The 25,815-nt window shown below is 71.2% G+C and carries 26 protein-coding genes; 8 read left to right on the plus strand and 18 right to left on the minus strand.

What is annotated here, in order from left to right:
* Nucleotides 1-25: 25 nt before the first annotated feature.
* From aspA to M8J74_RS06625, 9 genes are all read right to left on the minus strand, one after another.
* Nucleotides 26-1,438 carry an aspartate ammonia-lyase gene (gene aspA, locus M8J74_RS06585; RefSeq protein ID WP_249835506.1) on the minus strand — a complete coding sequence of 471 codons (1,413 nt, stop codon included), beginning with the start codon at nt 1,436-1,438 and terminating at the stop codon, nt 26-28.
* A 143-nt stretch (nt 1,439-1,581) separates the two neighbouring features.
* Nucleotides 1,582-2,598 carry an asparaginase gene (locus M8J74_RS06590; protein ID WP_249835507.1) on the minus strand — a complete coding sequence of 339 codons (1,017 nt, stop codon included), beginning with the start codon at nt 2,596-2,598 and terminating at the stop codon, nt 1,582-1,584.
* 31 nt (nt 2,599-2,629) lie between these two features.
* A complete protein-coding gene (locus M8J74_RS06595; protein ID WP_249835508.1) occupies nt 2,630-4,081 on the minus strand; it encodes an amino acid permease in 1,452 nt (483 codons plus the stop codon).
* Entirely contained in the window at nt 4,078-4,755 is a 678-nt protein-coding gene (locus M8J74_RS06600) for a FadR/GntR family transcriptional regulator (RefSeq protein ID WP_058928574.1), read from the minus strand. Before M8J74_RS06600 ends, M8J74_RS06595 begins: the two co-directional genes overlap by 4 nt.
* Before the next feature lie 167 nt (nt 4,756-4,922).
* Nucleotides 4,923-5,759, minus strand: a complete 837-nt coding sequence (locus M8J74_RS06605; RefSeq protein ID WP_249835509.1) for an undecaprenyl-diphosphate phosphatase — start codon at nt 5,757-5,759, stop codon at nt 4,923-4,925.
* Between the two features lie 73 nt (nt 5,760-5,832).
* Nucleotides 5,833-6,207: a fluoride efflux transporter CrcB gene (crcB, locus tag M8J74_RS06610; RefSeq protein WP_249835510.1), complete on the minus strand. Its 375-nt coding sequence runs from the start codon at nt 6,205-6,207 to the stop codon at nt 5,833-5,835.
* Nucleotides 6,204-6,584, minus strand: a complete 381-nt coding sequence (locus M8J74_RS06615) for a DUF190 domain-containing protein (RefSeq protein WP_058927071.1) — start codon at nt 6,582-6,584, stop codon at nt 6,204-6,206. Before M8J74_RS06615 ends, crcB (M8J74_RS06610) begins: the two co-directional genes overlap by 4 nt.
* The gene (gene crcB, locus M8J74_RS06620) at nt 6,581-7,042 is read right to left on the minus strand and encodes a fluoride efflux transporter CrcB (RefSeq protein WP_249835511.1); all 462 of its coding nucleotides are present in this window, start codon (nt 7,040-7,042) and stop codon (nt 6,581-6,583) included. The genes M8J74_RS06615 and crcB (M8J74_RS06620) overlap by 4 nt, the downstream gene beginning before the upstream one ends.
* Before the next feature lie 168 nt (nt 7,043-7,210).
* Nucleotides 7,211-8,173 (minus strand): SMP-30/gluconolactonase/LRE family protein, encoded by a 963-nt coding sequence (locus M8J74_RS06625; RefSeq protein ID WP_249835578.1) that lies wholly within the window; start codon nt 8,171-8,173, stop codon nt 7,211-7,213.
* Nucleotides 8,174-8,354: 181 nt separating this feature from the next.
* Between M8J74_RS06625 and M8J74_RS06630 the strand changes: the two genes are divergently transcribed.
* Complete coding sequence (locus M8J74_RS06630) at nt 8,355-9,194, plus strand: YhjD/YihY/BrkB family envelope integrity protein (RefSeq protein ID WP_249835512.1); 840 nt, start codon at nt 8,355-8,357, stop codon at nt 9,192-9,194.
* Between the two features lie 86 nt (nt 9,195-9,280).
* Here M8J74_RS06630 and M8J74_RS06635 read toward each other — a convergent pair whose 3' ends face one another.
* The 3 genes from M8J74_RS06635 to M8J74_RS06645 form a co-directional block, all read right to left on the minus strand.
* Complete coding sequence (locus M8J74_RS06635) at nt 9,281-9,568, minus strand: helix-turn-helix domain-containing protein (protein WP_249835513.1); 288 nt, start codon at nt 9,566-9,568, stop codon at nt 9,281-9,283.
* 195 nt (nt 9,569-9,763) lie between these two features.
* Nucleotides 9,764-11,323, minus strand: a complete 1,560-nt coding sequence (locus M8J74_RS06640; protein ID WP_249835514.1) for a glycosyl hydrolase 53 family protein — start codon at nt 11,321-11,323, stop codon at nt 9,764-9,766.
* A 129-nt stretch (nt 11,324-11,452) separates the two neighbouring features.
* Nucleotides 11,453-13,474: a beta-galactosidase gene (locus M8J74_RS06645; RefSeq protein WP_249835515.1), complete on the minus strand. Its 2,022-nt coding sequence runs from the start codon at nt 13,472-13,474 to the stop codon at nt 11,453-11,455.
* 231 nt (nt 13,475-13,705) lie between these two features.
* Between M8J74_RS06645 and M8J74_RS06650 the strand changes: the two genes are divergently transcribed.
* The 6 genes from M8J74_RS06650 to M8J74_RS06675 all read left to right on the plus strand — a co-directional run bounded on the left by M8J74_RS06650 (nt 13,706) and on the right by M8J74_RS06675 (nt 19,117).
* Entirely contained in the window at nt 13,706-15,037 is a 1,332-nt protein-coding gene (locus M8J74_RS06650) for an extracellular solute-binding protein (protein ID WP_249835516.1), read from the plus strand.
* Complete coding sequence (locus M8J74_RS06655; RefSeq protein WP_249835517.1) at nt 15,034-15,960, plus strand: carbohydrate ABC transporter permease; 927 nt, start codon at nt 15,034-15,036, stop codon at nt 15,958-15,960. The genes M8J74_RS06650 and M8J74_RS06655 overlap by 4 nt, the downstream gene beginning before the upstream one ends.
* Nucleotides 15,957-16,862, plus strand: a complete 906-nt coding sequence (locus M8J74_RS06660; RefSeq protein WP_249835518.1) for a carbohydrate ABC transporter permease — start codon at nt 15,957-15,959, stop codon at nt 16,860-16,862. The genes M8J74_RS06655 and M8J74_RS06660 overlap by 4 nt, the downstream gene beginning before the upstream one ends.
* Complete coding sequence (locus M8J74_RS06665) at nt 16,859-17,890, plus strand: LacI family DNA-binding transcriptional regulator (RefSeq protein WP_249835519.1); 1,032 nt, start codon at nt 16,859-16,861, stop codon at nt 17,888-17,890. Before M8J74_RS06660 ends, M8J74_RS06665 begins: the two co-directional genes overlap by 4 nt.
* A 417-nt stretch (nt 17,891-18,307) precedes the next feature.
* The gene (locus M8J74_RS06670) at nt 18,308-18,658 is read left to right on the plus strand and encodes a VOC family protein (RefSeq protein ID WP_249835520.1); all 351 of its coding nucleotides are present in this window, start codon (nt 18,308-18,310) and stop codon (nt 18,656-18,658) included.
* A gap of 72 nt (nt 18,659-18,730) precedes the next feature.
* Nucleotides 18,731-19,117, plus strand: coding sequence for a MarR family winged helix-turn-helix transcriptional regulator (locus tag M8J74_RS06675; RefSeq protein ID WP_249835521.1), 387 nt, complete (start codon nt 18,731-18,733; stop codon nt 19,115-19,117).
* Here the strand turns inward: M8J74_RS06675 and M8J74_RS06680 are convergent, their stop codons facing one another.
* Nucleotides 19,118-19,717, minus strand: coding sequence for a TetR/AcrR family transcriptional regulator (locus tag M8J74_RS06680; RefSeq protein WP_249835522.1), 600 nt, complete (start codon nt 19,715-19,717; stop codon nt 19,118-19,120).
* 100 nt (nt 19,718-19,817) lie between these two features.
* Between M8J74_RS06680 and M8J74_RS06685 the strand changes: the two genes are divergently transcribed.
* Nucleotides 19,818-20,735 carry an oxidoreductase gene (locus M8J74_RS06685; protein ID WP_249835523.1) on the plus strand — a complete coding sequence of 306 codons (918 nt, stop codon included), beginning with the start codon at nt 19,818-19,820 and terminating at the stop codon, nt 20,733-20,735.
* 340 nt (nt 20,736-21,075) lie between these two features.
* Here the strand turns inward: M8J74_RS06685 and M8J74_RS06690 are convergent, their stop codons facing one another.
* The 5 genes from M8J74_RS06690 to M8J74_RS06710 form a co-directional block, all read right to left on the minus strand.
* Nucleotides 21,076-22,197, minus strand: a complete 1,122-nt coding sequence (locus tag M8J74_RS06690; protein WP_249835524.1) for a hypothetical protein — start codon at nt 22,195-22,197, stop codon at nt 21,076-21,078.
* A 127-nt stretch (nt 22,198-22,324) separates the two neighbouring features.
* Nucleotides 22,325-22,726 carry an SseB family protein gene (locus tag M8J74_RS06695; protein WP_058927056.1) on the minus strand — a complete coding sequence of 134 codons (402 nt, stop codon included), beginning with the start codon at nt 22,724-22,726 and terminating at the stop codon, nt 22,325-22,327.
* Between the two features lie 187 nt (nt 22,727-22,913).
* Nucleotides 22,914-23,648 (minus strand): Type 1 glutamine amidotransferase-like domain-containing protein, encoded by a 735-nt coding sequence (locus tag M8J74_RS06700; protein ID WP_308406012.1) that lies wholly within the window; start codon nt 23,646-23,648, stop codon nt 22,914-22,916.
* A complete protein-coding gene (locus M8J74_RS06705) occupies nt 23,645-24,193 on the minus strand; it encodes a cysteine hydrolase family protein (protein ID WP_249835525.1) in 549 nt (182 codons plus the stop codon). The genes M8J74_RS06700 and M8J74_RS06705 overlap by 4 nt, the downstream gene beginning before the upstream one ends.
* The gene (locus M8J74_RS06710; RefSeq protein ID WP_249835526.1) at nt 24,190-25,689 is read right to left on the minus strand and encodes a purine-cytosine permease family protein; all 1,500 of its coding nucleotides are present in this window, start codon (nt 25,687-25,689) and stop codon (nt 24,190-24,192) included. Before M8J74_RS06710 ends, M8J74_RS06705 begins: the two co-directional genes overlap by 4 nt.
* Nucleotides 25,690-25,815 lie beyond the last annotated feature (126 nt).

Below are 25,815 nucleotides of genomic sequence, written 5' to 3' on the forward strand. Positions count from 1 at the left end.
GTGCCTCGTGGCGCCTCGTCGCGGATCAGACCAGGGGTGCGCCGTTGCCGGCGAGGACCTCGGGCCGCAGCAGGCCGGCGAGCGTCTCGGCGGGCAACAGGCCCTTCTCCAGGACGAGTTCGGCCACACCACGGCCCGTGACCAGGGCCTCCTTGGCGATGTCGGTGGCGGCCGTGTACCCGATGTGCGGGTTGAGGGCGGTCACCAGGCCGATGGAGTTCTCGACGCTCGCACGCAGCGCCTCGGTGTTGGCGGTGATGCCGTCCACGCACCGCGCGGCCAGCGTGAGGCAGGCGCGCTCCAGGTGGGTGATGCTCTCCGAGAGGGAGTGCAGGATGATCGGCTCGAAGGCGTTCAGCTGCAGCTGCCCGGCCTCGGCGGCCATGGTGATGGCGACGTCGTTGCCGATCACCTCGAAGGCGACCTGGTTGACGACCTCGGGGATCACCGGGTTGACCTTGCCGGGCATGATGCTCGAACCGGCCTGCACCGGCGGCAGGTTGATCTCGCCCAGGCCCGCACGCGGCCCGGAGGACAGCAGCCGCAGGTCGTTGCAGCTCTTGGACAGCTTGACGGCGATCCGCTTGAGCACCCCGGACATCTGGACGAACGCCCCGCAGTCCTGGGTGGCCTCGACCAGGTTGGCTGCCGTGACCAGGGGCAGGCCGGTGAGGGCGGCGAGGTGACGGCGGGCCGCCTCCGCGTATCCGGCCGGAGCGTTGAGTCCGGTGCCGATGGCCGTGGCCCCCAGGTTGATCTCATGGATCAACTGGACGGCCTCGTCAAGACGGTTGCGGTCCTCGTCAATCATGACCGCGTACGCCGAGAACTCTTGACCGAGCGTCATCGGCACCGCGTCCTGCAACTGTGTACGGCCCATCTTGAGCACGTCACGGAACTCGACGGCCTTGCGGGCGAAGGAGTCCTGCAGTACGGACATCGCCTTGAGCAGTCCCCGTACCGCGAAGACCGTCGCGATCTTGACGGCGGTCGGGTAGACGTCATTGGTCGACTGGCCGAGGTTGACGTCCTCGTTGGGGTGCAGGAACCGGTACTGCCCCTTCTCGTGCCCCATCAGCTCCAGCGCCCGGTTGGCGACGACCTCGTTGGCGTTCATGTTGGTCGAGGTCCCGGCACCGCCCTGGATGACGTCGACGACGAACTGGTCGTGCAGCTTGCCGTCCCGGATCTCCCGGCAAGCCTCGACGATCGCCGCGGCCTTCTCCGGCGCCAGCAGCCCCAGCTCCTCGTTGGCGAGGGCGGCGGCCTCCTTGACCGCGGCGAGCGCGTCGATCAGATGCGGGTAGGCGGAGATGGGCGTGCCGGTGATCGGAAAGTTCTCGGTGGCCCGGAGGGTGTGCACCCCCCAGTAGGCATCGGCGGGAACATCACGGTCGCCGAGCAGATCATGCTCGCTACGGGTGAGGGCGGCGGTCATGAGGTTACGGTTCCTCTTTCTGAGAGGGGGACATGAGCGCCCTTGCAAGGGGCGCGGGGCTGTATCGATGTGCGGCTGCCGCCGCGCGGGCGCGACCGGCCACACCCGGCCCGCAGTCGCGAAACAGCACATTTGGCAGGGCCCTAGGCGCAGGCCTGGACGACCACGGGGTCCAGCGACCGAGCGGGTCGCACACACCCGACCGGCTGCCCGCCACCGAGCAGCGCCTCGCCCCGGAACTCGGCGAGCGCCGCCGGATCGACCCCGGCGCGCGCCAACGCCGCCGCGGCCACGGGAATCCGCGCCCGGTTCGCCCCGTCGGCGATCTTCACGGCCACGGCCCGCCCGTCCGGCAGCGCGGCGACCTGCACGCCCTCGAAGCCGTCCTTGGCGAGCAGCCCCGGCACGGCCCGCATCAGGGCGGCGACGTCCCGGCCCGAGCCGGAGGCCATCTCGGCGTGCGCGCGCATCGCGTCGGCGACACGCGCCTCCGGCGTGCCCGGGGCAGCCGTGGTGACGCGCGCGGCCGCCCGGGCGAGCCCGTGCAGCGACACCGAGAACAGCGGCGCCCCGCAGCCGTCGACCGTGACCCGCGCGATCCGCTGCCCGGTGAGGTCCTCGACGATCTCGGCGATCGCCTGCTGCAGCGGGTGCGCGGGGTCGAGATACCCCTCCAGGGGCCAGTCGTTGAGCACGCACGTGTACAGCATCGCCGCGTGCTTGCCGGAGCAGTTCTGGGCGAGCCGGGAGGGCGGCCGGCCCTCCCGCACCCAGGTGTCCCGGACGACCGGGTCGAAGGGCAGGTCCGGGACGTTGCGCAGGTGGTCCTCGGTCAGACCGGCGAGTTCGAGGATGCGCCGGGTCCCGGCGAGGTGCCGCTCCTCGCCGGAGTGGCTGGCGGCGGTGAGCGACAGCAGCTCACCGTCGAGCGGCAGGCCCGCCCGGACCATGGCGACGGCCTGGACGGGCTTGAGGGCCGAGCGGGGGTAGAAGGCGGCCTCGATGTCACCGAGCTGGAAGTCGACCTTCCCGTCGGTGCCGAGGACGACGACGGAACCGTAGTGGATGCCCTCCACGACCCCGCCGCGTATCAGGTGGGCGACGGGGGCGTGGAGGGGCTCGCGGATCAGGGGTGCGTCCGCGACGGAACTGCTGAACATCACTGCCTCTTGTCAGGGAGCGGCGCGTGGGTCACGCGTCGACTCCGGTAGATGCGTTCTCGGTGGAGGTGCGTCCGACACGGCCGCGGATGGCGAACCAGCCGCCGACCAGGGCACCGACGATCAGGGGCAGGCACAGCACGGTGGTGCGGCCGGCGCCTCCGTCGGCGTACATGAGGACCAGGACGGAGGCGAGGAAGGCCAGCGTCACGATCTCGGTCCAGGGGGAGCCCGGCAGCCGGTAGCCGGGGCGGGTCAGCTCGCCCCTCTGGGTCTTCTGCCAGAAGAGGAGGTGACAGATCATGATCATGCCCCAGGTGGAGAGGATGCCGAGCGCCGCGAAGTTCAGGACGATCTCGAAGGCGTCCGCCGGGACCACGAAGTTCAGTCCGACACCCAGGACACATATACCGCTGGTGAGCAGGATGCCGCCGTACGGGACCTGGCTGCGGCTCATCACGCGGGTGAACTTCGGCGCGGAGCCGGACATCGCCATGGAGCGCAGGATGCGGCCGGTGGAGTACAGGCCGGAGTTGAGCGAGGACATCGCCGCGGTGAGGACGACGAGGTTCATCACGCCGCCGGCCGCCGGGATGCCGATGTGGGACAGCACGGTGACGAAGGGGCTCTCGCCGGCCGTGTACTTGTTCCAGGGCAGCAGCATCGACAGCAGGAGCACCGAGCCGACGTAGAACAGGCCGACGCGCCACATGATCGAGTTGATCGCCTTCGGCATGATCTTCTCGGGGTTCTCGGTCTCACCGGCGGCGACGCCGACCAGTTCGACGGAGGCGTAGGCGAAGACGACGCCCTGGATGATCAGCAGCATGGGCAGCATTCCGTTGGGGAAGACGCCGCCGTTGTCGGTGATCAGGGACGGTCCGGGGTGCGCGCCGTCGACGGGGTGCTGGGTGACCAGCAGGAAGATGCCGATGCACATGAAGACCACCAGCGCGCTGACCTTCACGATCGCGAACCAGAACTCGAGCTCACCGAAGATCTTGACCGAGATCAGGTTGACGGTCAGGACGACGGCGAGGGCGATCAAGGCGATCAGCCATTGGGGGATGTCGGAGAACATGCCCCAGTAGTGCGTGTAGGTGGCCACGGCGGTGATGTCGGCGATGCCGGTGGTCGCCCAGTTCAGGAAGTACATCCAGCCCGCGGTGTACGCGCCCTTCTCGCCCAGGAACTCGCGGGCGTACGACACGAAGGCGCCGGAGGAGGGGCGGTACAGGACGAGTTCGCCGAGGGCGCGCACGACCAGGAAGGCGAAGACGCCGCAGACCGCGTACGCGATGAACAGGGAGGGGCCGGCGTCGGCGAGACGGCCGCCCGCGCCGAGGAAGAGACCGGTGCCGATGGCGCCGCCGATGGCGATCATGTTGACGTGCCGGGACTTCAGGGACTTGCTGTAGCCCGCGTCGCCCGCGTCGACATGTGCGGCCGGTGTGCGCGTCTCTTCTTTGAGGTGCTCGCTCACGCCTCGGGTCCGCCTTCCGTGGGGGTTTGCGCGCGCGAGGGGCGCACGATGTCGGTGAGGGTGGTCTCGACGCGGTCGAGGTGGTGCGCCATGGCGTCCGTCGCGTCGAGTTCGGAACCGTCCATCAGCGCCTCGACGATCGCCCGGTGCTCGCGGTTGGAGTGTTCGCGGCGTCCGCCCAGGTCGTTGAGGAAGGCCGACTGACGCGCCAGTGCGTCGCGGATCTCCTCGATGACCCGGCGGAAGACCGGGTTCTGGGCGGCCTGGGCGACGGCGAGGTGGAACAGCGTGTCGAGGGCGACCCAGGAGGTGGTGTCGGTCTCCCGCTCCATGCGCTCCAGCAGGTGCGTGAGGTGGTCGAGGTCCTCGGGGGTGCGGCGCCGGGCCGCGTAGCCCGCCACCGGGATCTCCACGTGGCGGCGCACCTCCAGCAGGTCGCTGGCCGCGTAGTCGCCGAAGGTGGGGTCCTCCACCGCGCTGGCGACGACGAAGGTGCCCTTGCCCGTCCGGGAGACGGTCAGGCCCATGGTCTGCAGGGCCCGGAGGGCCTCGCGCAGGACGGGCCGGCTGACCTCGAGGGTGCGGCACAGCTCGGCCTCGGAGGGGAGCTTGTCCCCGACCGCGTACTCGCCGTTCTCGATGGCGGCGCGCAGATGGGCCAGGACCGCTTCCATGGCGCTGATGCGCCGCGGACCCTGACTGGCTGTCTTGCTGTCTGACAGGTTCACGGGAGTGATCCTGCGGGTGACGTACGGGGACTGTCAAGGGAGGTGAATGAAAAGATTCGCGGGGCGCGCGACCTGAAAACGGATCGCACACCCCGCGTCGGTGACCGGACGGGTCAGCTGCCGATCGCGCCCGTGCCGAGCAGGCCCAGCAGCAGCACGCCGATGATGATCCGGTAGACCACGAAGGCGTTGAAGGAGTGCTTGGCGACGTACTTCAGCAGCCAGGCGATCGAGCCGTAGGCGACGACGAACGAGATGGCCGTGCCGACCAGGAGCGGGGCGGCGCCCACGCCCGCGCCGAGCGCGTCCTTGAGCTCGTAGATGCCGGCGCCGGTCAGGGCGGGCAGGCCGAGGAAGAAGGACAGCCGGGTCGCCGCGACCCGGTCGAGGTCGAGGACCAGCGCCGTGGACATGGTGGCGCCGGAGCGGGAGAAGCCGGGGAAGAGCAGGGCGAGGATCTGCGAGCTGCCGACCAGCATCGCGTCCTTGAACGTGGTGTCGTCCTCACCGCGCTTGTGCCGGCCCATCTGGTCCGCGGCCCACATCACACCGCTGCCGACGATCAGCGAGGCGGCCACCACCCACAGGGACGCCAGCGGACCCTCGATGAGCGGCTTGGCGGCCAGGCCCACGACGACGATCGGGATCGTGGCGTAGATCACCCACCAGGCGAACTTGTAGTCGTGGTGGTAGCGCTCCTCCTTGTTGGCCAGTCCCCTGCCCCAGGCGGTGCAGATCCGCACGATGTCCTTGAAGAAGTACAGGAAGACCGCGGCGATCGCGCCGACCTGGATGACGGCCGAGAAGCCGACCACCGCGTCGTTGTCGACGGGGATTCCCATGAGCCCCTCGGTGATCTTCAGATGCCCGGTGGAGGAGACAGGGAGGAACTCGGTCAGTCCTTCCACGACTCCGAGGACGGCGGCTTGACCGACGTTGATGACGCTCATGGGATCCAGTTCTGAAGGAGTTGGTCGACAGTGCTGTAGACAGTCTTACTACGGGCGAGCGGGGGCCTTGCGCCTACCCCCACAGCGCCCGGGCGAGCCACACCCCGGCGAAGGCGGCGCCGAGGCCCGCCGTCACGCTTCCGACGACGTTGGCGGCAGCGTAGAGCCCCGCCCCGGTCTCGGTCAGCCGCAGGGTCTCGTAGGAGAAGGTGGAGTAGGTCGTCAGCGCTCCGCACAGGCCGGTCCCGAGGAGCAGCTGGGTCTGGGAACCGGCGGCGCCCTGGGCCACGGCGCCGGTCAGCAGGCCCAGGATCAGGCAGCCGGTGACGTTGACGGCGAAGGTGCCCCAGGGGAAGACCGAGTCGTGGCGGGACTGCACCGCACGGTCGGTGAGATAGCGCAGCGGTGCGCCGACCATGGCGCCCACGACGACCAACAGCCAGTTCACAACGACTTCTTACCCTTCCTGCCCGACGCGCCGGTGGCCCGCTCGCGGCCGACGTACCGGATGACCTCGCAGTCGTCGAGGATGACGAGCCCTTCCTCGACGAGCTCGTCGAGCTGCGGAAGGAAGGCGCGGACGCGTTCCTCGGTGTCGACGACGACGATCGCCACCGGCAGGTCCTCGCTCAGCGACAGCAGCCGCGAGGTGTGGATCAGCGAGGAGGCCCCGAACCCCTCGATGCCGCGGAAGACGCTGGCCCCGGCGAGGCCGGCCGCGTGGGCGCGGTGGACGATCTCGGAGTACAGCGGTTTGTGGTGCCAGGTGTCGTTCTCGCCGATGAAGACGGTCACGCGCAGGGCGCTGCCGGTCAGCCTCGTCATGGCTGCCTCCACTTCAGGACGCGGCGGGCGGCGGTGACCGCGAGCCAGACCGCGGTGAGGGCCGCGAACAGGGTCGCGGCGAGATAGGCCAGCCCGGTGGCCGGCCGGCCGCCGTCGACGAGCTTCTGGATGTCGACGGCGTAGGTGGAGAAGGTCGTGAAGCCGCCCAGGACGCCGGTGCCGAAGAAGGGGCGCACGAGCCGGTGGGCGGCCCAGACGTCGGTGATGACGACCATGAACACGCCGATCACGGCACAGCCGATGACATTGGTCCACAAGGTCGCCCACGGGAAGTGGCCGGGCGGGGTGGGCCACGCCAGGGCGAGTCCGTAGCGGGCGCTCGCGCCGAGGGCGCCGCCCAGCGCGACCACCGCGAGGACCGGTGCCTGGGTGCGCCAGGCCGGTGCTCGCCGGGTGCGGGCCGGGGCGCGCAGGCTCTCGGCTTCCGGTGCGGTCATGGTCGTACGTCTCCTACTCGCCGGGGCCCGGGTGCGCGGGCGCCGCTCCTTCGCAAGTAGGGACCGTTGGCGGCACCGGTGCCGCGGTTCGGGTACGGCGGGCCCCACCGCCGCGCCGCGAAGGAGGTCGCGGCCGGGCTACAGCGTAGCGTCCGGGCCGCGCGGAGGTCATTTCGGGTCCGGCCGCTCGCACACCGCGATGCCGCGCTCCCACAGGCTGCCCAGGACGAGGCGGCCGCCGGCCTCGCAGACGCTGGTGACGAAGCGGAAGCCGGAGCGGTGGTGGGTGAGGTGGTGGACGATCGTGCCCCGGTCGTCGACCGCGAGGACACCGATGGTGCCCGTGGGGCGGTAGGGGGCGTGGACCGCGACGCGGGCGGCCGCGGCGCGGACGGCGGGGGCGGCGCGGTGCAGCAGGTCCAGCGGCGGGATGCGGGGGCCGGCCAGGGAGACCCAGACGGGTCCGTCGGGTGCGCCGCGCCAGATGTTGTCGGGCATGCCGGGGAGGTTCTCGACGAAGGGCTCGCCCTGCCCGGCCTTCGGTCCGCTCAGCCAGTAGCGGCTGAGCCGGCGGGCGCCGGTCTCGGCGACGACCAGGAACGATTCGTCCGAGCTCAGCGCCAGTCCGTTGGCGAACTGCAGGCCGTCCAGCAGCACTTCGGGGTGCTCGCTGCCGGGGGCCAGGCGCAGCAGCCGGCCGGTGCCGGTGTGTTCGACGATGTCGCCGATCCAGTCGTCCAGTGGGTAGCGGCGGCTGGAGACGGTGAAGCAGACGCTGCCGTCGGACAGCGACACGACGTTGCTGCAGAACCGCAGCCGCTCCCCCGCCACCGAGTCGGCGAGGATGCGGACGATGCCCTCGCGCAGGTCGACGCGGAGCAGGCCGAGTTCGGCGTCGCACACCAGCAGGGCGTCGTCCGGCAGCAGTTCGAGGCCGAGGGGCCGGCCGCCGGTCTCGGCGAGCACCTCGACGCGGATGGGCGCCTCGCCGGTGAGGCCGTCGACGCGCAGGATGCGGCCGTCCTCCACGCCGGTCAGCACCCGGCCGTGGGCGTCGGCCACGACGTCCTCCGGGCCGCGGCCGCCGATGGCGACGTACTTCAGCGGGACAAGTGCGGCGGGACGGTCCATGAGAACCCCTTCGTCGAGGTCGGGACGGTTCATGCTGGCATGCGTACGGGCGTCCGACGGGTACCGCGTCACTCGATCAGGTTTACCTCGTGGCTTTTCTGCCCACTCAGTCCATCGCCACCAGTGTCTTCACCGGACCATGCGCACAGCGGTGTCCCGGTAACCAAGAAGGGGTGGTTCCATGTCACGGTCCTCCGCGTGGTGGCACCGGTTGGGGTTCGCCGAACTCCATCGGCGCGGCGCGGAACTGGAGTTGCTGCACCGGGCCATGGGTTTCGCCACGCTCGCCCTGGTCACGCTGGCGCCTCTGCTGATCGTCGTCGCGGCGGCGGATCCGCTCGGGCACGGCGGGTTCGCGCTGTGGCTGGTGGACGGCATGGACCTGTCGGGCAGGTCCGCCCAGGCGCTGTCGCACGTCTTCACTCCGCCGCGCAAGGTCATCAGCACCACCAGCGCGTGGAGCGTGGCGCTGCTCGCGCTGTTCGGTCTGTCCTTCGCGTCCAGTGTGCAGAACGGCTACGCGCGGATCTGGAAGCCGTCGGCCGGCCCCTGGCACCGGCTGTACCGCCAACTGGTGTGGCTGGTGGTGCTGATGGTGTACGTGTACACGCAGGTGCAGACCCGCAATGTGCTGGCCGGGCCGCCTCGCGTTCCGCTCAGCCTGGTGGTCGGGCTTCTGTTCTTCTGGTGGAGCGCCCACTTCCTGCTCGCCGGTGAGGTGCGCTGGCGCCATCTGCTGCCCGGGGCCGTCGCCACGATGGCCGGTCTGGTGGGCCTGCGCTGGTTCTCGTATCTGGTGTTCACCCCGCTGCTGATCACCAACGCGGTCAGCTACGGGCCCATGGGCACCATCGTGGTGGTGGAGTCCTGGCTGGTCGGCGTGGGGTTCGTGGTGTTCGGCGGCGCGCTGGTCGGGCGGCTGCTGTGCGAGCGCTTCGGGTACACGGAGGAGCCGCCCGAGGACGAGAGCGGCACGGGCCAGGGGCCGTCGACGATGCCGTGGTCGCGGGGCACGGTCTAGGGCGTGTGCCAGGCGTCGCGGGGCAGGCGGGGCTTTCGACACACGCCCTGGCAGCACCTGTCCGGCCTCCGCTCCCCCCGCCGCGTCTACCAGCCCTTCTCGAACAGGCGGGCCACCTCGGCGATGCGTATCTCGTCGCGCCGGTAGCGGGTGTGCTGCCGGCTGCCGTGGGTGCGCAGCAGGCCCAGGTCCGCGAGCAGTTCGAGGTGGGTCAGGGCGACGGCGAGGGGCACTCCCAGTTTCGCCGCGACGGCGTCCGCGGTGACACCGTTCTCGACCGGGTCGCCGTGCGGCTGCGCAGGGAAGTGCTCCGGCGGGTCCTTGAGCCACTCCAGGATGTCCTGACGCAGCGTGCCGCCGGGAGTCCTCAGCATCTCGTCCCCCTTACCGGGCGGGCCACCGCGTACCGCGTCCTCCCACTGTCCCGCAGCGCGCGCCGCCGTGTCCGGGACTCCGTGGCCTTTGTCCGGGACCGAACGGCCCCCTGCGGAGTGGGCCGTTGGGCCCGGCCCCGGGAATGCGGGCGGGGGCCCGGCCGCTCCCCTGCGACCGGGCCCCCTCCACCAGGTTCAGCGGTGGCTGAACCAGCTCATGGCCGAGGTGGCCCTGTCGTTGTAGTCGAACAGGGCCTGGTTCTCCCAGCCGTTGCCGGAGGCGGGGTCGGCCGGGTCCCAGCCGTTGCCGGTGACGGCGGTCCAGGTGGCCTCCCAGTAGAAGACGCCGAGGCCCTTGTTGCCGGGGACGGCCTCCACGATGTTCGCGACGGCGTTCATCCACGCCAGCTGGCCCGCCTGGGTGGCCGGATAGCCGGTGACCAGCTCGCCGGTGGTGTCGATCTGGTTCTCCAGCGAGTCGTCCTGGGCGAGGGTGAACGGGTAGGCCGTCTCGGCGACGTAGACCGGCTTGCCGTAGCGGGAGACGACGTCGTCCAGGGTGGTCTGGGCGGCGGCGAGCGAGCCGTGCCAGTACCCGTAGTAGGACAGGCCGATCACGTCGTAGTTCACGCCGTACGTCCTGGCGTTGTCGAACCACCAGCGGACGGTGGAGTCGTCGCCGGCGTTGGCCAGGTGCAGGGCGACCTTGGTGGCGGAGGAGACCGCCTTGACGGCGCTGTAGCCGGAGTTGAGCAGGCCGGCGAGCTGCGCCCAGTTGTCGGTGGAGCCCTCGCTCCACAGCATGCCGCCGTTGATCTCGTTGCCGACCTGCACCATGTCGGCGGTGGTGCCCTGCGCCTTCAGCGCGTTCAGCACGTCGTACGTGTGGTTGTACACGTCCGTCTTGAGCTGACCGTAGGTGTGGCCGGACCAGGCGGCCGGCTTGGTCTGCTTGCCCGGGTCGGCCCAGGCGTCCGAGTAGTGGAAGTCGACCAGCAGCTTCATGCCGGCCGCCTTGACGCGCTTGGCCATGGCCAGCACGCGGGCCTTGTCGTTGTAGCCGTCGGCCGGGTCGACCCAGACCTTCAGGCGGGCGTAGTTCATGCCGGCGTTCCCGAGGAGGGTGACCGCGTCCCCGGCGGTGCCGGAGCTCGTCCGGTAGACGCCCCCGAGGGCCTCGCTCTTGGCGAGGGAGGATATGTCGGCACCCTTGATCGACAGTCCGGTCGATCCGGATGCGAAGGTCAGGTCGTCAATGTTGATCCAGTTACCGGCGTTCGCGTCACTGTTGATGCTGATGGTGCACTGGTTGTCGGTCACCTTGACCGACGTGACGACACGGACCCAGCTGCTGGTGGACACCGGCAGGTCGGTGCGCTGTGCGGAACCGCCGCAGTTCTTCAGGGCCAGGTACGCGGCGTTCTGCCCGCCGCTGGAACGCACCCAGGCGGTGAGCGTGTAGCTGCCGTTGGCCAGGCCCGACAGGTACTGGTATGTCTCCACCTTGTAGGCGGACGCCGCGTAGTGGGACAGCCGGTAGCCGCCGCTGTGACCGCCGGACTCGGTGTACGAGGCGCCGGTGTCGCCGTACTCGGACCAGCCCGCGGGGGTGGCGACGCCCGCGCCGTCGGTCTCGAAGCCGCCGTTGGCGAGCGTGCTCGCCGCGTGCGCCGCGGTGGCGGGCAGGGCGATGAGGGCGAGCCCGGCCACGAGCGGCAGCAGCAGGGCCCTGAGGGTGCGTCTGGGATGGAACATCGTCGTCCGTCGTCCCTTCGACGAATGGGGATGGGAATCCCCTCCGGTGGAGGTGCCCCTCCGGTGGCGCCCGGAGGAGAGCCCCTCCGCCCGCGGCTCTCGTGGCACACACGGGCGGAGGGAGTCGGCTCAGCCGTCGAGTCGTACGACCCGCACGGCTCCCGCGGGCACTTCCAGACGGCCCGCGGCGCGTTCGCCGGTGAGCAGCTCGGTGCCGTGCGCCTCCAGTGGCACCTTGGCGTCCGTGGCGGTGTGGTTGATCGCGAAGAGGTAGCTGCCCGAGTCGCCGGTGCGGCGTACCACCTCGACGTCGCGGGGCAGGTCGGCGCGCGCCGCGACACCGGCGTCCTCGACGGCCCGGCCGAGCAGGGCGTCCAGCCCCTCGGGGGTGAGGCGGGTGGAGACGTACCAGGCGGTGCCCGCGCCGAGACGGTGGCGGGTGACGGCCGGGTGGCCCGCGGTCAGGCCGTCGGCGTACGTCCACACGGTCTCCGCGCCGCGCGGCACGACGAACTCCGTCCACACGTCGCCGGCGAGTTCGGAGCCGTCCGGGCCCGTCACGCGCACCGCCTGCCCGGGCAGCAGCGGCGAGAACTCCTCCACGGTCAGACCGAGCACGTCCCGCAGCGCTCCGGGCAAGGCGCCCTCGTGGACCCCGTCGTGCTCGTCGACGATGCCGGAGAAGTACGACACCACGAGGGTGCCGCCGTTCTCGACGTACTCCCGGAGGTTGTTCCCGGCCGCCTCCGTCATCAGGTACAGGGCGGGCACGACGACAAGGGGATATCTCGACAAGTCGGCTTCCGGGTGGGCGAAGTCGACGGTGAGGTGGTGGTCGTAGAGGGCCTCGTAGAAGGCGTCGGCGCGTTCGCGCGCGTCGTGGTCCTCGCTGGGGCGCCATTCGAGGGTCTGCGCCCACCAGGAGTGCCAGTCCCACAGGACGGCCACGTCGGCCTCGGTGCGGGTGCCGCGGACCGTGCCGAGCGAGTCGAGGGCCGCGCCGAGTTCGACGACCTCGCGCCACACGCGCGTGTCGGTGCCGCCGTGCGGGACCATCGCCGAGTGGAACTTCTCGGCGCCGCGCCGGGACTGGCGCCACTGGAAGAACATCGCGCCGTCGGAGCCGCGGGCCACGTGCGCCAGGGAGTTGCGGGCCATCTGGCCCGGCGCCTTGGCGGGGTTGCGGGGCTGCCAGTTGACGCCCGAGGTGGAGTGTTCGAGCAGCAGCCAGGGGGCGCCGCCGGCCACGGAGCGGGTGAGGTCGGCGGCCATGGCGAGGTTGACGTGGGTGCGCCGGCCGTCGGTGATCAGGTAGTGGTCGTTGGTGACGATGTCGACCTCGCGGCCCCAGGCCCAGTAGTCGACGGAGTCGCACTGGCTGAGGGCGGTCATGAAGTTCGTGGTGACCGGCACGCCCGGCGACAGACGGTGCAGGATGTCCCGCTCCATCAGGAAGTTCTCGCGCATGGTGGCGTCGGCGAAGCGCTTGTAGTCCAGCGCCTGGGCCGGGTTGACGGCCGTCGGGGTGGCACTCGGCGGCCCGATCTCCTCGAACCCGGTGTAGCGCTGGCCCCAGAAGGCCGTGCCCCACGCGTCATTCACGGCTTCGACGCTGCCGTACGACGCCTGAAGCCAGCGCCGGAAGTGGGCGGCGCAGGAGTCGCAGTAGCAGGCCGAGACCGGGACGCCGTACTCGTTGTGCACGTGCCACATCGCCACGGCCGGGTGGTCGCCGTAGCGCTCGGCGAGCCGGGTGGTGATGGCGGCGGCGGCCGCGCGGTAGTCGGTGTTGCTGTGACAGATGGCGGCGCGGGAGCCGAACGCGAAGCGCACGCCCTCGCGGCTGACCGGCAGCGCCTCGGGATGGGCCCGGTAGAACCACGCGGGCGGGCAGACGGTGGGGGTGCCCAGGTCGACGCGGATGCCGCCCGCGTGCAGCAGGTCCAGGACCCGGTCCAGCCAGCCGAAGTCGTACGTGCCGGGTGAGGGTTCCAGCAGCGCCCAGGAGAAGATCCCGACGCTCACCATGCTGACGCCGGCCTCGCGCATCAGCCGGACGTCCTCCTGCCACACGCTCTCCGGCCACTGCTCGGGGTTGTAGTCCCCACCGAAGGCGAGCCTGGTGAGGCCCCTGGGGCTGTTCTCCGGCATGGATCTCTCCCGAATCGGTCGATCATTTGGGAACGTGCACACACATCTTTGGCGGTGCGAGCCCAACATAACCGCACAGCAACAACCATTGACAAGTGTCCGGGATGTTTCTCTACTGTGAACGCTCACAGAGCAGCATCACAGGTCCTCGCCACGGGCGGGGGCCCGGCTCATGTCATTCGCATGGCACGTTCCCGCAGCAGGCGGGGACCCAGGTCAGGGGAGAGACCCATGCCCAACGCGCAGCGCCGCCGTCTCGTCGTCAGAAGTGCAGCGTCCGCCCTCGCCGTCGCCCTCGGCGCCTCCGCACTCGCCGCCTGCGGTTCGTCCGGCGGCGACAGCAAGGCCGAGTCCGGTCCGGTCTCGCTGACGTACTGGACCTGGACGCCCGGCATGGACAAGGTCGTGGACCTGTGGAACAAGGGTCCGGGCAAGAAGGACCAGATCACGGTCACCGTGAAGAAGCAGGCGTCCGGCGACTCGCTGGTCACGAAGATCCTCACCGCCCACAAGGCGAAGAAGGCGCCGGACCTGGTGCAGGCCGAGTACCAGGCGCTTCCGACGCTGGTCAGCAATGACGCGCTGGCCGACATAGCGAAGGAGACCGGCGACGCCAAGGGCAGGTTCGCCGCCGGCGTCTGGCAGCAGACCACGCTGGGCACGGACGCGGTGTACGCGATCCCGCAGGACATCGGGCCGATGATGTTCTACTACCGCGCCGACCTGTTCAAGAAGTACGGCCTGAAGGTCCCGACGACCTGGGACGAGTTCGCGCAGGTCGCCCGGCAGCTGAAGAAGAAGGCCCCGGACAAGGACCTGACCACCTTCTCCGCCAACGACTCGGGTCTGTTCGCGGGCCTCGCCCAGCAGGCCGGCGCCAAGTGGTGGACGACCTCCGGCGACAAGTGGAAGGTCGCCATCGACGACGCGGCGACGCAGAAGGTCGCGAAGTTCTGGGGCGATCTGGTCAAGGAGGGCGCCGTCGACAACCAGCCGATGTACACCCCGGCCTGGAACAAGGCGCTCAACACCGGCAAGCAGATCGCCTGGGTCTCCGCCGTGTGGGCGCCGGGCACGCTGACCACGGCCGCGCCCGACACCAAGGGCAAGTGGGCCATGGCCCCGCTCCCCCAGTGGTCCACCGGCCAGGACGTCACCGGCAGCTGGGGCGGGTCCTCCACGGCCGTCACCACGGACTCCGCCCACAAGGAGGCCGCCGCGAAGTTCGCCGCCTGGCTGAACACCGACGGCTCCGCGCTCCAGGCGCTGGCCAAGGAGAGCGGCATCTACCCGGCCGCCACCAACGCCCAGACCAGCGGCGCCTTCGCCACTCCCCCGGCGTACTTCGCCAACCAGCCGGACTTCTACACCAAGGCCGCCGAGATCGCGAAGACCACCGCGCCCTCGGCCTGGGGCCCGAACGTGAACGTCGCCTACACCACCTTCAACGACGCCTTCGGCGCCGCCGCCAAGAACAAGTCGGACTTCGTCGCCGCCCTCAACACGATGCAGGAGGCCACGGTCGCCGACCTGAAGAAGCAGGGCTTCGGGGTCTCCCGGTGACCAGCGCCGCCCGCCGCAGGCCGTACGGGGTCAAGGGGGCCCCGTACGGTTTCCTGATCCCCGCGACGATCCTCTTCGCCCTGTTCTTCGCGCTGCCCATCGGCTACGCCGTCTATCTCAGCTTCCGCAAGGTGCACGTCTCCGGACTGGGCCTGGGGTCGGGGGCCCGTAAAGAGGTCTGGGCGGGGGTGGAGAACTACACCGACGCCCTGACCGACAGCGAGCTGACGCACGGGGCGCTGCGCGTGCTGGGCTACGGCTGCATCGTCGTCCCCGTGATGCTCGGCCTCGCACTGCTCTTCGCGCTGATGCTCGACTCCGAGAGAGTGCGCCTCGCGCCCTTCACCCGGCTCGCGATCTTCCTGCCGTACGCCGTCCCCGGTGTCGTCGCGGCGCTGATGTGGGGCTTCCTGTACCTGCCGGACGTCAGCCCGTTCTACTACGTGCTCGAAAAGCTCCACCTGCCGCAGCCGGACCTCCTCGACGGCGGTCCGCTCTACCTCGCCATGTCCAACATCGCGGTGTGGGGCGGCACCGGCTTCAACATGATCGTCATCTACACCTCGCTGCGGTCGATCCCGGCCGAGGTGTACGAGGCGGCGCGGCTGGACGGGGCCACCCCGCTGCAGACCGCGCTGCGCATCAAGATCCCGATGGTGGCGCCGTCGCTGGTGCTGACCTTCTTCTTCTCGATCATCGCCACGCTCCAGGTGTTCAACGAGCCGACGACCCTCAAGCCGCTCACCAACTCCCTGCCCCTGACCTGGAGTCCGCTGATGACCGTCTACCAGGACGCGTTCCGCAAGGGCGACATCTACCAGGCCGCCGCCGAGGCCGTGATCATCGCCGTCGTGACGCTGGTGATGTCCTTCGGCTTCCTGCGGGCCGCGAACCGCCGCCAGAAGCAGGAGGCCACGCGATGAGTTCCCTCGCCGTCCGGGAGGCCCCGCCGGCCGCGGGCACCACCGGCGCCATCCGGAACCGGCCGCCCCTGCGCCGCCGTATCGCCCTGGTCCCCACGCTCACCCTGGTGCTGGGCGCGGTCTACACACTGCTGCCGGTGGCGTGGGTGGTCGTCGCGTCCACGAAGTCGGGCAGTGAGCTGTTCTCCACGTTCACCTTCCTGCCCGGCACCGGCTTCGCCGACAACATCCGGCAGCTCGACGCCTACCGCGACGGCGTGTACTGGACGTGGATGGGCAACTCCGCCCTGTATGCCGGTCTGGGCGCCCTGCTGTCGACGTGCGTGTCGGCGCTCAGCGGCTACGCGCTCGCGATCTACCGCTTCCGCGGCCGCGAGGCCCTCTTCAACATCCTGCTCGCGGGCGTCCTCATGCCACCGATCATCCTCGCGGTCCCGCAGTACCTGCTGCTGGCCAAGGCGGACCTCACCGACTCCTACCTGTCGGTGCTGCTGCCGCAGATCCTCTCCCCCTACGGCGTCTACCTGGCGCGGATCTACGCCTCCGCCGCCGTGCCCACGGACGTGGTGGAGGCAGGGCGGATGGACGGCGCCGGCGAGTGGCGGATCTTCACCCGGGTCGCGCTGCCGATGATGGTGCCGGGCCTGGTGACGGTGTTCCTGTTCCAGTTCGTGGCCGTGTGGAACAACTTCCTGCTGCCGTACATCATGCTCAGCGACGACGAGAAGTTCCCGATCACGCTGGGTCTGTACACGCTGCTGGAGCAGGGCTCCAACCAGCCCGCGCTGTACACGCTGGTGATCACGGGCGCGTTCCTCGCGGTGCTCCCGCTCATCGCGCTCTTCCTGGTCATCCAGCGCTTCTGGAGCCTCGATCTGCTCTCCGGGGCCGTAAAGTCATGACCATGAGCAACACGGGGGGCCGACGCAGACCGCCGACGATCCACGACGTGGCGCGCGAGGCCGGTGTCTCACGGGGCACCGTCTCGCGGGTGCTCAACGGCGGGCACTACGTCAGCCCGGCCGCGGCGGAGGCGGTCAACGCGGCGATCCGCAAGACGGGCTACGTCGTCAACCGGCACGCCCGCTCACTGATCACCGGACGTTCCGACTCCGTCGGCTTCCTGCTGACGGAGCCTCAGGAGCGGTTCTTCGAGGACCCGAACTTCAACGTCCTGCTCAGCGGCTGCACGCAGGCGCTGGCGGCGCACGACATGCCACTGCTGCTGATGCTGGCGGGCACCAAGGACGAACGGCGGCGCATCACGCGCTACATCACCGCCGGCCATGTCGACGGGGTGCTGCTGGTCTCCAGCCACTCCGGCGACCCGGTCGCGGAGGAACTGCGCAAGGCGGGGGTGCCCCTCGTGCAGTGCGGCAAGCCCATGGGGCCCGGCTCCAAGGTCAGTTACGTCGCCGCCGACGACCGGGACGGCGCCCGGGACATGGTGCGCCATCTGCTGTCCCTGGGCCGTCGCCGCATCGGCATGGTGACCGGTCCGCTGGACCTGCCGGGCGGCGTCGACCGCCTCGCCGGCTACAAGGAGGTGCTCGGGGAGGCGGGCATCGACATCGACGACCGGCTCGTCGTCTCCGGCGACTACAGCCGGGCCAGCGGCGAGGCGGGCGCCGAACGGCTGCTGGCGCAGGCCCCCGACATGGACGCCGTGTTCGTCGCCTCCGACCTGATGGCGCAGGGCGCGCTGACCGCGCTGGCCCGCGCCGGGCGCCGGGTCCCCGAGGACGTGGCCGTGGGCGGCTTCGACGACTCCGTCGCGGCGGTGGAGGCCACCCCCGCCCTCACCACCATCCGGCAGCCCTACGACCGCATCAGCGCCGAGATGGTGCGGGTGCTGCTCGCGCAGATCGGCGGCGAGGACGCGGCGGCGGTGATCCTCCCGACGGAGCTGGTCAAGCGGGACTCGACGTAGCGTCAGGCCCGGGCGCCCGCCGCCGGCGCCTTCGTGGGGCTGCTGACGGTCCGCCAATGGAGCGGTGCGGCGGCCGGGATCGCGGAGCCGCGCGGGGTCACCCGGCGCCGGATCGTGGCGCCGTCCCGGGACCAGCGGACTGGCTGGTGCGCGCGCACCTGTCCGCGGCGGCCGCCTTCACTCGCCCGGACCGGCGAGGAGGCTCTCGCACCCCGGCCGGCGACGCTCGCCGACGACCTCGGGGCGGGGCGCCGGCGCGCCCGGCACGTCGGCCCGCTCGCCCTCGGCGGACCTCCCGGTGGCGGATGGCCGGATCGCAGCCGGTCAGGATTGGAGAAGCCATGCCCCGCTCCCCCGCTCTAGCGTGACATCACCGACGAAAACCGTCGGTTCCACCACCGAGCCGAGGAGCATCCCATGACCGCCGGCCTCAACACGATCATCTACCCCGTCAAGGACCTCGCCAGGGCGAAGGCGGTGTTCAGCGCCCTGCTGCAGACGGAGCCCTACGCGGACGAGCCGTACTACGTCGGCTTCAAGGACGCCGGGCAGGACGTCGGGCTCAACCCCAACGGCCACGCGCAGGGCTGGACCGGGCCGGTGCCGTACTGGCACGTCTCCGACATCCGGGGACGGCTCGCCGCCCTGGTGGAGGCGGGTGCCGAGGTGCTGGAGGACGTGCGCGACGTCGGCAACGGCAGGCTGATCGCCTCCCTCAAGGACGCGGACGGCAACCTGATCGGCCTGCTCCAGGACCCGGCCGCCTGATACCCCCGGAGCACATGCATCCGCACTAGTTGCACACTCAACAATTGGCCGATTCGGTGTTACCGTGCGGGTATGGCGGTGAAGACGGCAGACACCCGGCTCGAGGCGAAATGGCGGGACATCCTGTCCGCGCACGCGCGCACGATGTGCGAGATCGACCGGGTGCTGCACCCGCACGGCCTGGGCGCGAGCGATTTCGAGGTCCTCGACATCCTCGCGTCCGAGGCGCCCGAGGAGGGCGCCCAGTGCCGGGTGCAGAACCTGGTGGGACGGGTCCATCTCAGCCAGAGCGCGCTGTCCCGGCTCATCGGCCGGCTGGAGAAGGACGGCCTGGTCGAGCGTTCCGTCTGCACCGAGGACCGGCGGGGCGTGTATGTCGCCCTGACCCGCAAGGGCCGCGACCTGCACGCCGAGGTGCTCCCGCTGCAGCGCGCCGCCCTGGGACGCACGCTCGGCTGATCAGTCCGGCGCGCAGCCCCTCAGCACGAAGGCGATGACGTCGTCGAGTCCCGTCTCGGCCATCTCCGGGGGCAGGTGCCCGGTCGCCGCGAGGTCGGCGTAACCGTGCAGCACCGCGAAGACGGGCCCTCCGACCCGCTCCAGCGACCCCTTGCGCACCTCTCCCCTGCGCTGCCCCTCCTCGATCAGCCGCTCCAGCAGCTCCGACCAGCGCTGGGTGGCCACCAGCAGGCCCTCCGACGCCTCCGGAGCATGCTTGAGCGAGTACATCAGCTCCAGCAGCGCGGCGTTCTCCAGGGCGAACCCGACATAGGCGCGCACCATCGCGTCGAAGCGTTCGGCGAAAGACTCGCCGAGCCCTTCCTGTGACGCCTCCAGGACGTCCCGCAGCCGTTCGAAGCCGGTCTGCGCGAGCGCGTCCAGCAGCGCCTGCTTGTCCTTGAAGTGGCGGCTCGGCGCGGCATGGCTGACGCCGAGATCACGGGCGAGTTCCCGCAGCGACAGGTCGGCCGGCCCCCTCTCACGGAGGGTCTGCTCGGCTCGCGCCAGCAGGGCGGCGCGCAGGTCTCCGTGGTGGTAGCGGCGAGTCCGGGAGTGCATGGGCCTCAGTGTAACGGTCATGTTTGTGGCGCCTACATTGTTGTCGCCGTCACCATTGTTGTCATTGACAGCATTGTTGGCGGCGCCTACATTTGCGGCCATGGCTACTCGATCCAGCAAGTGGAACGTCAACGACATCCCCGACCAGACGGGCCGTACCGCCGTCGTCACCGGCGCCAACAGCGGGCTGGGCATCGCCACCGTGGAGGCGCTGGCCGGCGCCGGCGCGCATGTGGTGCTCGCGGTGCGGGACCCTGCGCGGGGCACCGCCGCCGCGGCTCGGGTGAACGGCAGCGTGGAGGTACGCCGCCTCGACCTCGCCGACCTCTCCTCCGTGCGGGAGTTCGCGGCGCAGTGGCAGGGCGACCTGGACCTGCTCGTCAACAACGCCGGGGTCATGAACATCCCGGAGTCCGCCACGAAGGACGGCTTCGAGACGCAGTTCGGCACCAATCACCTGGGCCACTTCGCCCTGACCAACCTTCTGCTGCCGCGCATCACCGACCGGGTGGTGACCGTGTCGTCCGGCGCACACCGGATGCCGGGCAGCCCGCGCATCCACTTCGACAACCTGAACCTCACCGGTGAGTACGCCCCGATCAAGGCATACAGCCAGTCGAAGCTGGCCAACCTGCTGTTCACCCTGGAACTGCAGCGCCGGCTCGAGGCGGCGGGCTCGTCCGTGCGGGCGCTCGCCGCGCATCCCGGGTGGGCCGCGACCAACCTCCAGAGTCACGACGGCAGCGCACTGCGCCGCCTGCTGATGCGGTTCGGCAACCGCTTCATCGCCCAGGACAACAGGGCGGGCGCCCTGCCCACCCTGTACGCCGCCGTCCAGGACCTGCCGGGTGCGAGCTACGTCGGTCCGGACGGCCTCGGCGAGATGCGCGGCGCCCCGGCCCTGGTCGGCCGTTCCGCGGCGGCCAGCGACCCGGTCACCGCCCGCCGCCTGTGGGACGTCTCCGAGGAACTGACCGGCGTCGCCTTCCCGCTGTCCGCGGCCGTGGCACGGGTGTGAGCGGTGACGGGTCTGCTCCTCGTGTCCGTCCTCCTGCTCGGCATCGCCTGCCTGGTGACCGCGGTCGCCCAGTGACCCGCCGCGGCCCGGCATTCGTGCGGCCCCTGCGCCGGCACGCGCCGGACGGACCGGGTGGCGACCCCGCCGGTGCGAACGGTGGCCACTTCGCCCTCCCGGCTGCCGCGGTCACCCTCCTGCCCGCCCGACCTGGGCACGCTCCGGGCGCCTGCGGCCCGGCACACGTGTCGCCCTGTGCCCGCAGACACCCGGCGGAGTCGGAGGCGACCCGCGCCTCCGGGCCACCCTGCCGTATCCCGGTTTCTGACGACGGCGGCCGGGCTCAGGCTGTCGGCCCCGCCGCCGGTGGGCGGCCCGAGGAGCCCTCGCCCGGTCTGCGGTCGGCCGGTCTGCGCGGTGGGATGGGCGTCGAGGTGAAGTCGCGCGGGCCGGTCCACAGGGCCGGGACGGCATCGCAGCGGCGGCACAGCCGGTAGGCGATCGCCTCGTAGTTGACCCGCCAGCCGTGGAAGTGCGGCCAGGCCTCCTCGGTGGCGCGTTCGACGCGGAAGCCCGCCGCCTCCAGCATGGCGACCGCCGCCCCGAACTCGACGGGGTCGAGCTGGATCGGGGCGCCGGGGTCGGGATCGGGATCGAAGGGGATGCGCAGGGCACGGGCGACGTCGCGCAGGGCGGTGAACCCCGCCCGCAGCACGAGGCGCGCCTCGGGCGGAGCGCTGCGCGGGGTGAGCGCCAGTTGCATGGCCGCCGCGTCCATCACGGCCACGAGGCCGACCAGCCAGTGCCGGTAGGGCCGGGGCGAACGGAACGCCAGCAGGACGGGATAGGTGGAGTGGCTCTCGCCGATGTCGGAGGCCAGCCGCTCCCAGGCCCGGTACAGCTCGGGCAGCGCGGTCTCGGTGTCGACGAGGTACTGCCGGGCCAGGATCTCCGGGCCCCAGGCCGGTTCGCCGGCCCGTGACTGCAGGAGGGTCACCTCCAGTTCACGGCGGTTGTAGGCGGCGTAGAGCGTGGGCAGGTAGGCGATCTGCAGGGCGATGAGGACGGGGCCGGTGGCCGCCGCCACGAAGTCCAGCGCGGACAGCCGCAGCCGGGCGCCGCTGGCGAAGCCGAGGGTGAACAGGCTGGAGCCGGCCTCCCGGAAGGAGCTGCCCCAGGCCAGCCCGGCCAGGGCGTGCAGCATCAGCCCGAAGCCGGCCAGTGCGCCGCCCAGCCAGGTGGCGAGCATGCCGATCAGGATCAGCGGGGCGAGCCAGGTCTGCGCGCGGTCGATGGCGCCGTAGTCGCCGCGCGGGGCCGCGAGGCGCAGCAGCCGGCGCAGCGTCCACCACAGCCGGTACACCAGCGTCGAGTACAGGCCCCGGGGAACCACCAGGGTGCGCAGCACGCTGAAGGCCATGGCCGCCAGCAGCAGCCCGCCGGCCACGCCGGAGATCCATGTCATGCGGTCATTGTGGCCCCGGCCGGCGTCCGGCGATCAGACCACGAACTGGAGGTGCTGCCGGGCGGGCCGCCCACCCGGTGAGCCGGACCCGGACGTCTCGGTGCGGGCGGGAGTCCGTGGACGGGGCCTACGGCCGGGCCAGCAGCGTGCGCACGCCCTCCGAGGTGAGCGTCAGCGGGTGCTCGGAACCCGCGTCGATGGTGAGCGACAGATCGTCGGCGGGCCACTGCGAGGCGAGCGCGCCCAGCGGCACAAGGCGGTAGCGCGAGACGAAGGGCAGCAGGTCGGCCAGCTCCCCCTCCGACGTGAACACGGGCACCACCGGGTCGCCGCCCGGCTGCTCCAGAACGGGCAGCGCGACGGCCGACGGGTCGGCGGCGTCCTCCTGGTTCGCGTCGTCGGGTACGGGCACGAGCACCTCGCTGCCGGCGAGTGTGTCCAGCGCCGCGGTGTCGTCGGTGTTCACGGCCAGCGCGTCCAGCGCCTGCCGGGCCGGTGTGGCGGTGTGGTCGTTGGCAGGTGTGTCCATGGCAGATCCCCAGGTAGCGGCGGTCGTACGGTCCACCCGGGGCAAGATCGCCCCAGGGCGGGTTCTGCTCGCGTACCCGGACCCCGGCGGGGCATTCCTGTGACCGCGGGGAATTACGGGATGTCCCAGCCCGCCCCGGCCCGGTCGGCCGTCCGCCGTCGGGGACGATCCGCGCCGGCCCGGCGGTTCAGGGCAGCGGGCGGCACTCCAGTGCCTGCTCGTCGGCGCCGCCGCGTCCGTCCGGTTCCACGCGGTGCACGCGGGCGTGCGGCAGGCGGGTCACCGTCTCGGTCAGCCGCCCGTCCGTGAACAGGGCGCCGGTTCCGTCGTCCAGCGCCCATCCGGCCGGCAGCGATCCGGCGGCGACGGCGGATCGGTAGGAGGGGCGCCGGCCCGGTTCGCTGTCGTAGTGGGGGCAGACGGAGCCGGGCAGCAGTCCGAGTCCGTCCTTGAGGAAGGTCAGCGGACCGAAGGAGTCGGTGTGCGAGCCTTCCGCCCAGCAGTTGGCGCCTGCGCTGATGCCGCACAGCAGGGTGCCGCGGTCGTAGGCCTCGCGCAGCAGCCGGTCCACACCGTGCACGCGCCACACCGCGAGCATGTTCGCGGTGTTGCCGCCGCCGACGTACACGACGTCCTGGGCGAGCAGGTGGGCGCGCAGCGCCTCGTCCTCCAACTCCCTTCTAAACAGGGGCAGTACGGAGGGCATGCAGTGCCGGCGGGGCCGGAAGGCGTCGAGGAAGCGCTCGATGTACGCGGGCTCGTCGCCGCTGGCGGTCGGCAGGAAGCAGATGCGCGGCCAGTCGGTGCGCACATGGCTCAGCATCCAGTCGTCCAGGAGGCCGTCGTCGTCGGTGCCGAAGCCTCCGCCGAGGAGGGCCACGCGCCGCCGCGGGGGCGGGATGGGGTTCGTTCCGGGTCTCACTGCGCCTCCGCGAGCAGTTCGTCGACCGTGGTGACGGTCACCAGCGGCCGGTAGAGGTCCATGATGTGCAGCGCCCTGGCGTGCGCGTCGTCGTCGGCGCCCGCGCAGGCGTCCGCCGCGACCCGTACGTCGATGCCGGCGTCGGCGGCGGCGAGCGCGGTGGACAGCACGCAGCAGTCGGTGCTGACGCCGGCCAGGACCAGGCGGCCCTCCGGCTCCGCGAGAGCGGCGAGGGACGGGTTCCACTTGCCGAAGGTCGGGGCGTCCAGGACGCGCGTGGCGAGGCCGCCGAACTCCTCGGTCAGCTCCCACAGCGGGGCGTCCGGCGGCTGGAGGGCGAAGGGCCAGCGGTCGTAGTAGGCACGCCAGGCGCCCTCGGGTCGCGCGGGGGCTACGAAGCGGGTGAAGACGGTGCGGTCGCGGTGGGCCGGCAGCAGGCGTCGTACTCCCGCCGCGGCCTCGGCGTAGCGCGGGGCCGCCCAGGGGCTGCCGGGTTCCGCGAAGACGCGTTGCATGTCGATGACGGCGAGCAGGCCGCGGGTCATACGACCGCTCCCGCGTCCGCCGGGCTCGGGGCCTGCGCTTCCTGATCGCGCACCCGGGCGCGGCCCAGGGCGAGGGTGCCGAGGAAGCCGAGTGCCAGGGCGGCGAGGACGCCGAGGTTGGCGTAGGCCCAGGCGCCGGACTTGCCGCCGAGGCCGAGGGGCCGGAGCAGGTAGCCCTGCCAGGTGAGCCAGTGGGCGGCCGAGTTGGTGACCAGGCCCCAGCCGAGGGCGGTGGCGGCGACGGTGAGCAGGAGCGGGGTGAGGGGTACGTCGCCGTAGCGGCCGGAGGGGCGGTAGAGGTCGGTCTCGTCGTAGTCGCGGCGGCGCAGGGCGAGGTCGGCGAGCATGATCCCGCACCAGGCGGCGATGGGGACGCCCAGGGTGGTGAGGAAGCCCATGAACTGGCCGAGGAAGTCGTCGGCGACGAACACGATGTAGACCGAGCCCGCGATCATGAGGACGCCGTCGACGAGGGCGGCCAGGTAGCGGGGGATCCGCAGGCCCGCGGAGAGCAGGGCGAGGCCGGAGGAGTAGATGTCGAGGACGGCGCCGCCGACCAGGCCGAGGACGGCGACGACGGCGAACGGCACCAGGAACCAGGTGGGCAGCAGGGTCGTGAGCGCACCGATGGGGTCGGCGGCGACCGCGGCGCCGAGCTTGTCGGAGGAGCCCGCGAGCAGCAGGCCGAAGACGAGCAGGAGCAGCGGGGCCACCGAGGCGCCGAAGGTGGTCCAGCCGATCACGCCGCGGCTGGAGGAGCCGCGCGGCAGATAGCGGGAGTAGTCGGCGGCGGCGTTGACCCAGCCGAGGCCGAAGCCGGTCATCATGAACACGAGCGCGCCGATGAACTCCTGGGTGGAGCCCGGCGGGATCGCGCTGACGGTGCTCCAGTGGATGTGGTCGGCGACGAGGACGACGTAGACGACGGTCAGGACGCCCGTGACCACGGTGATCACCGTCTGCAGCCGCATGATCAGGTCGAAGCCCATGACGCCGCCGGCGACGGTGAGCGCGCCGACCAGGATCAGGGCGACCACCTTGGTCTCGGTGCCGCCGCCCCAGCCGAGGCGGGAGAAGACGGTGGCGGTGGCCATGGTGGCCAGCGCGCACAGCACGGTCTCCCAGCCGACGGTGAGCACCCAGGAGATCACCGAGGGCAGGCGGTTGCCGCGTACGCCGTAGGCGGCCCGGCCGAGCACCATCGTCGGCGCCGAGCCGCGCTTGCCGGCGACGGCGATGAAGCCGCACAGCAGGAACGAGAAGACGATGCCGACGACTCCGGCGATCAGCGCCTGCCAGAAGGAGATCGAGAAGCCGAGGGCGAAGGCGCCGTAGCTCAGCCCGAGGATGGAGACGTTGGCGCCGAACCAGGGCCAGAACAGGGTGCGCGGGGTGCCCTTGCGCTCGGTGCCGCCGATGACGTCGAGCCCGTGCGTCTCCACCTGGAGCTGCCGGGCCGGCGCTCTGCCCTCGGGGTTGTCCGCGGAGCCTGCCATCGACGACCTCCCGTGTTCGCGCGTGATGGCTGGAGGCTAAGTGGGGTCCGGTCGGCCGTCAATGATCAATGGTCCGGACCACGGCCGGGCTCGCCGTGGACCGGGTGGGGCGCCCCGGTCCGACGG

This window comes from Streptomyces panaciradicis, from assembly GCF_023516615.1.
Lineage (GTDB): Bacteria > Actinomycetota > Actinomycetes > Streptomycetales > Streptomycetaceae > Streptomyces > Streptomyces panaciradicis.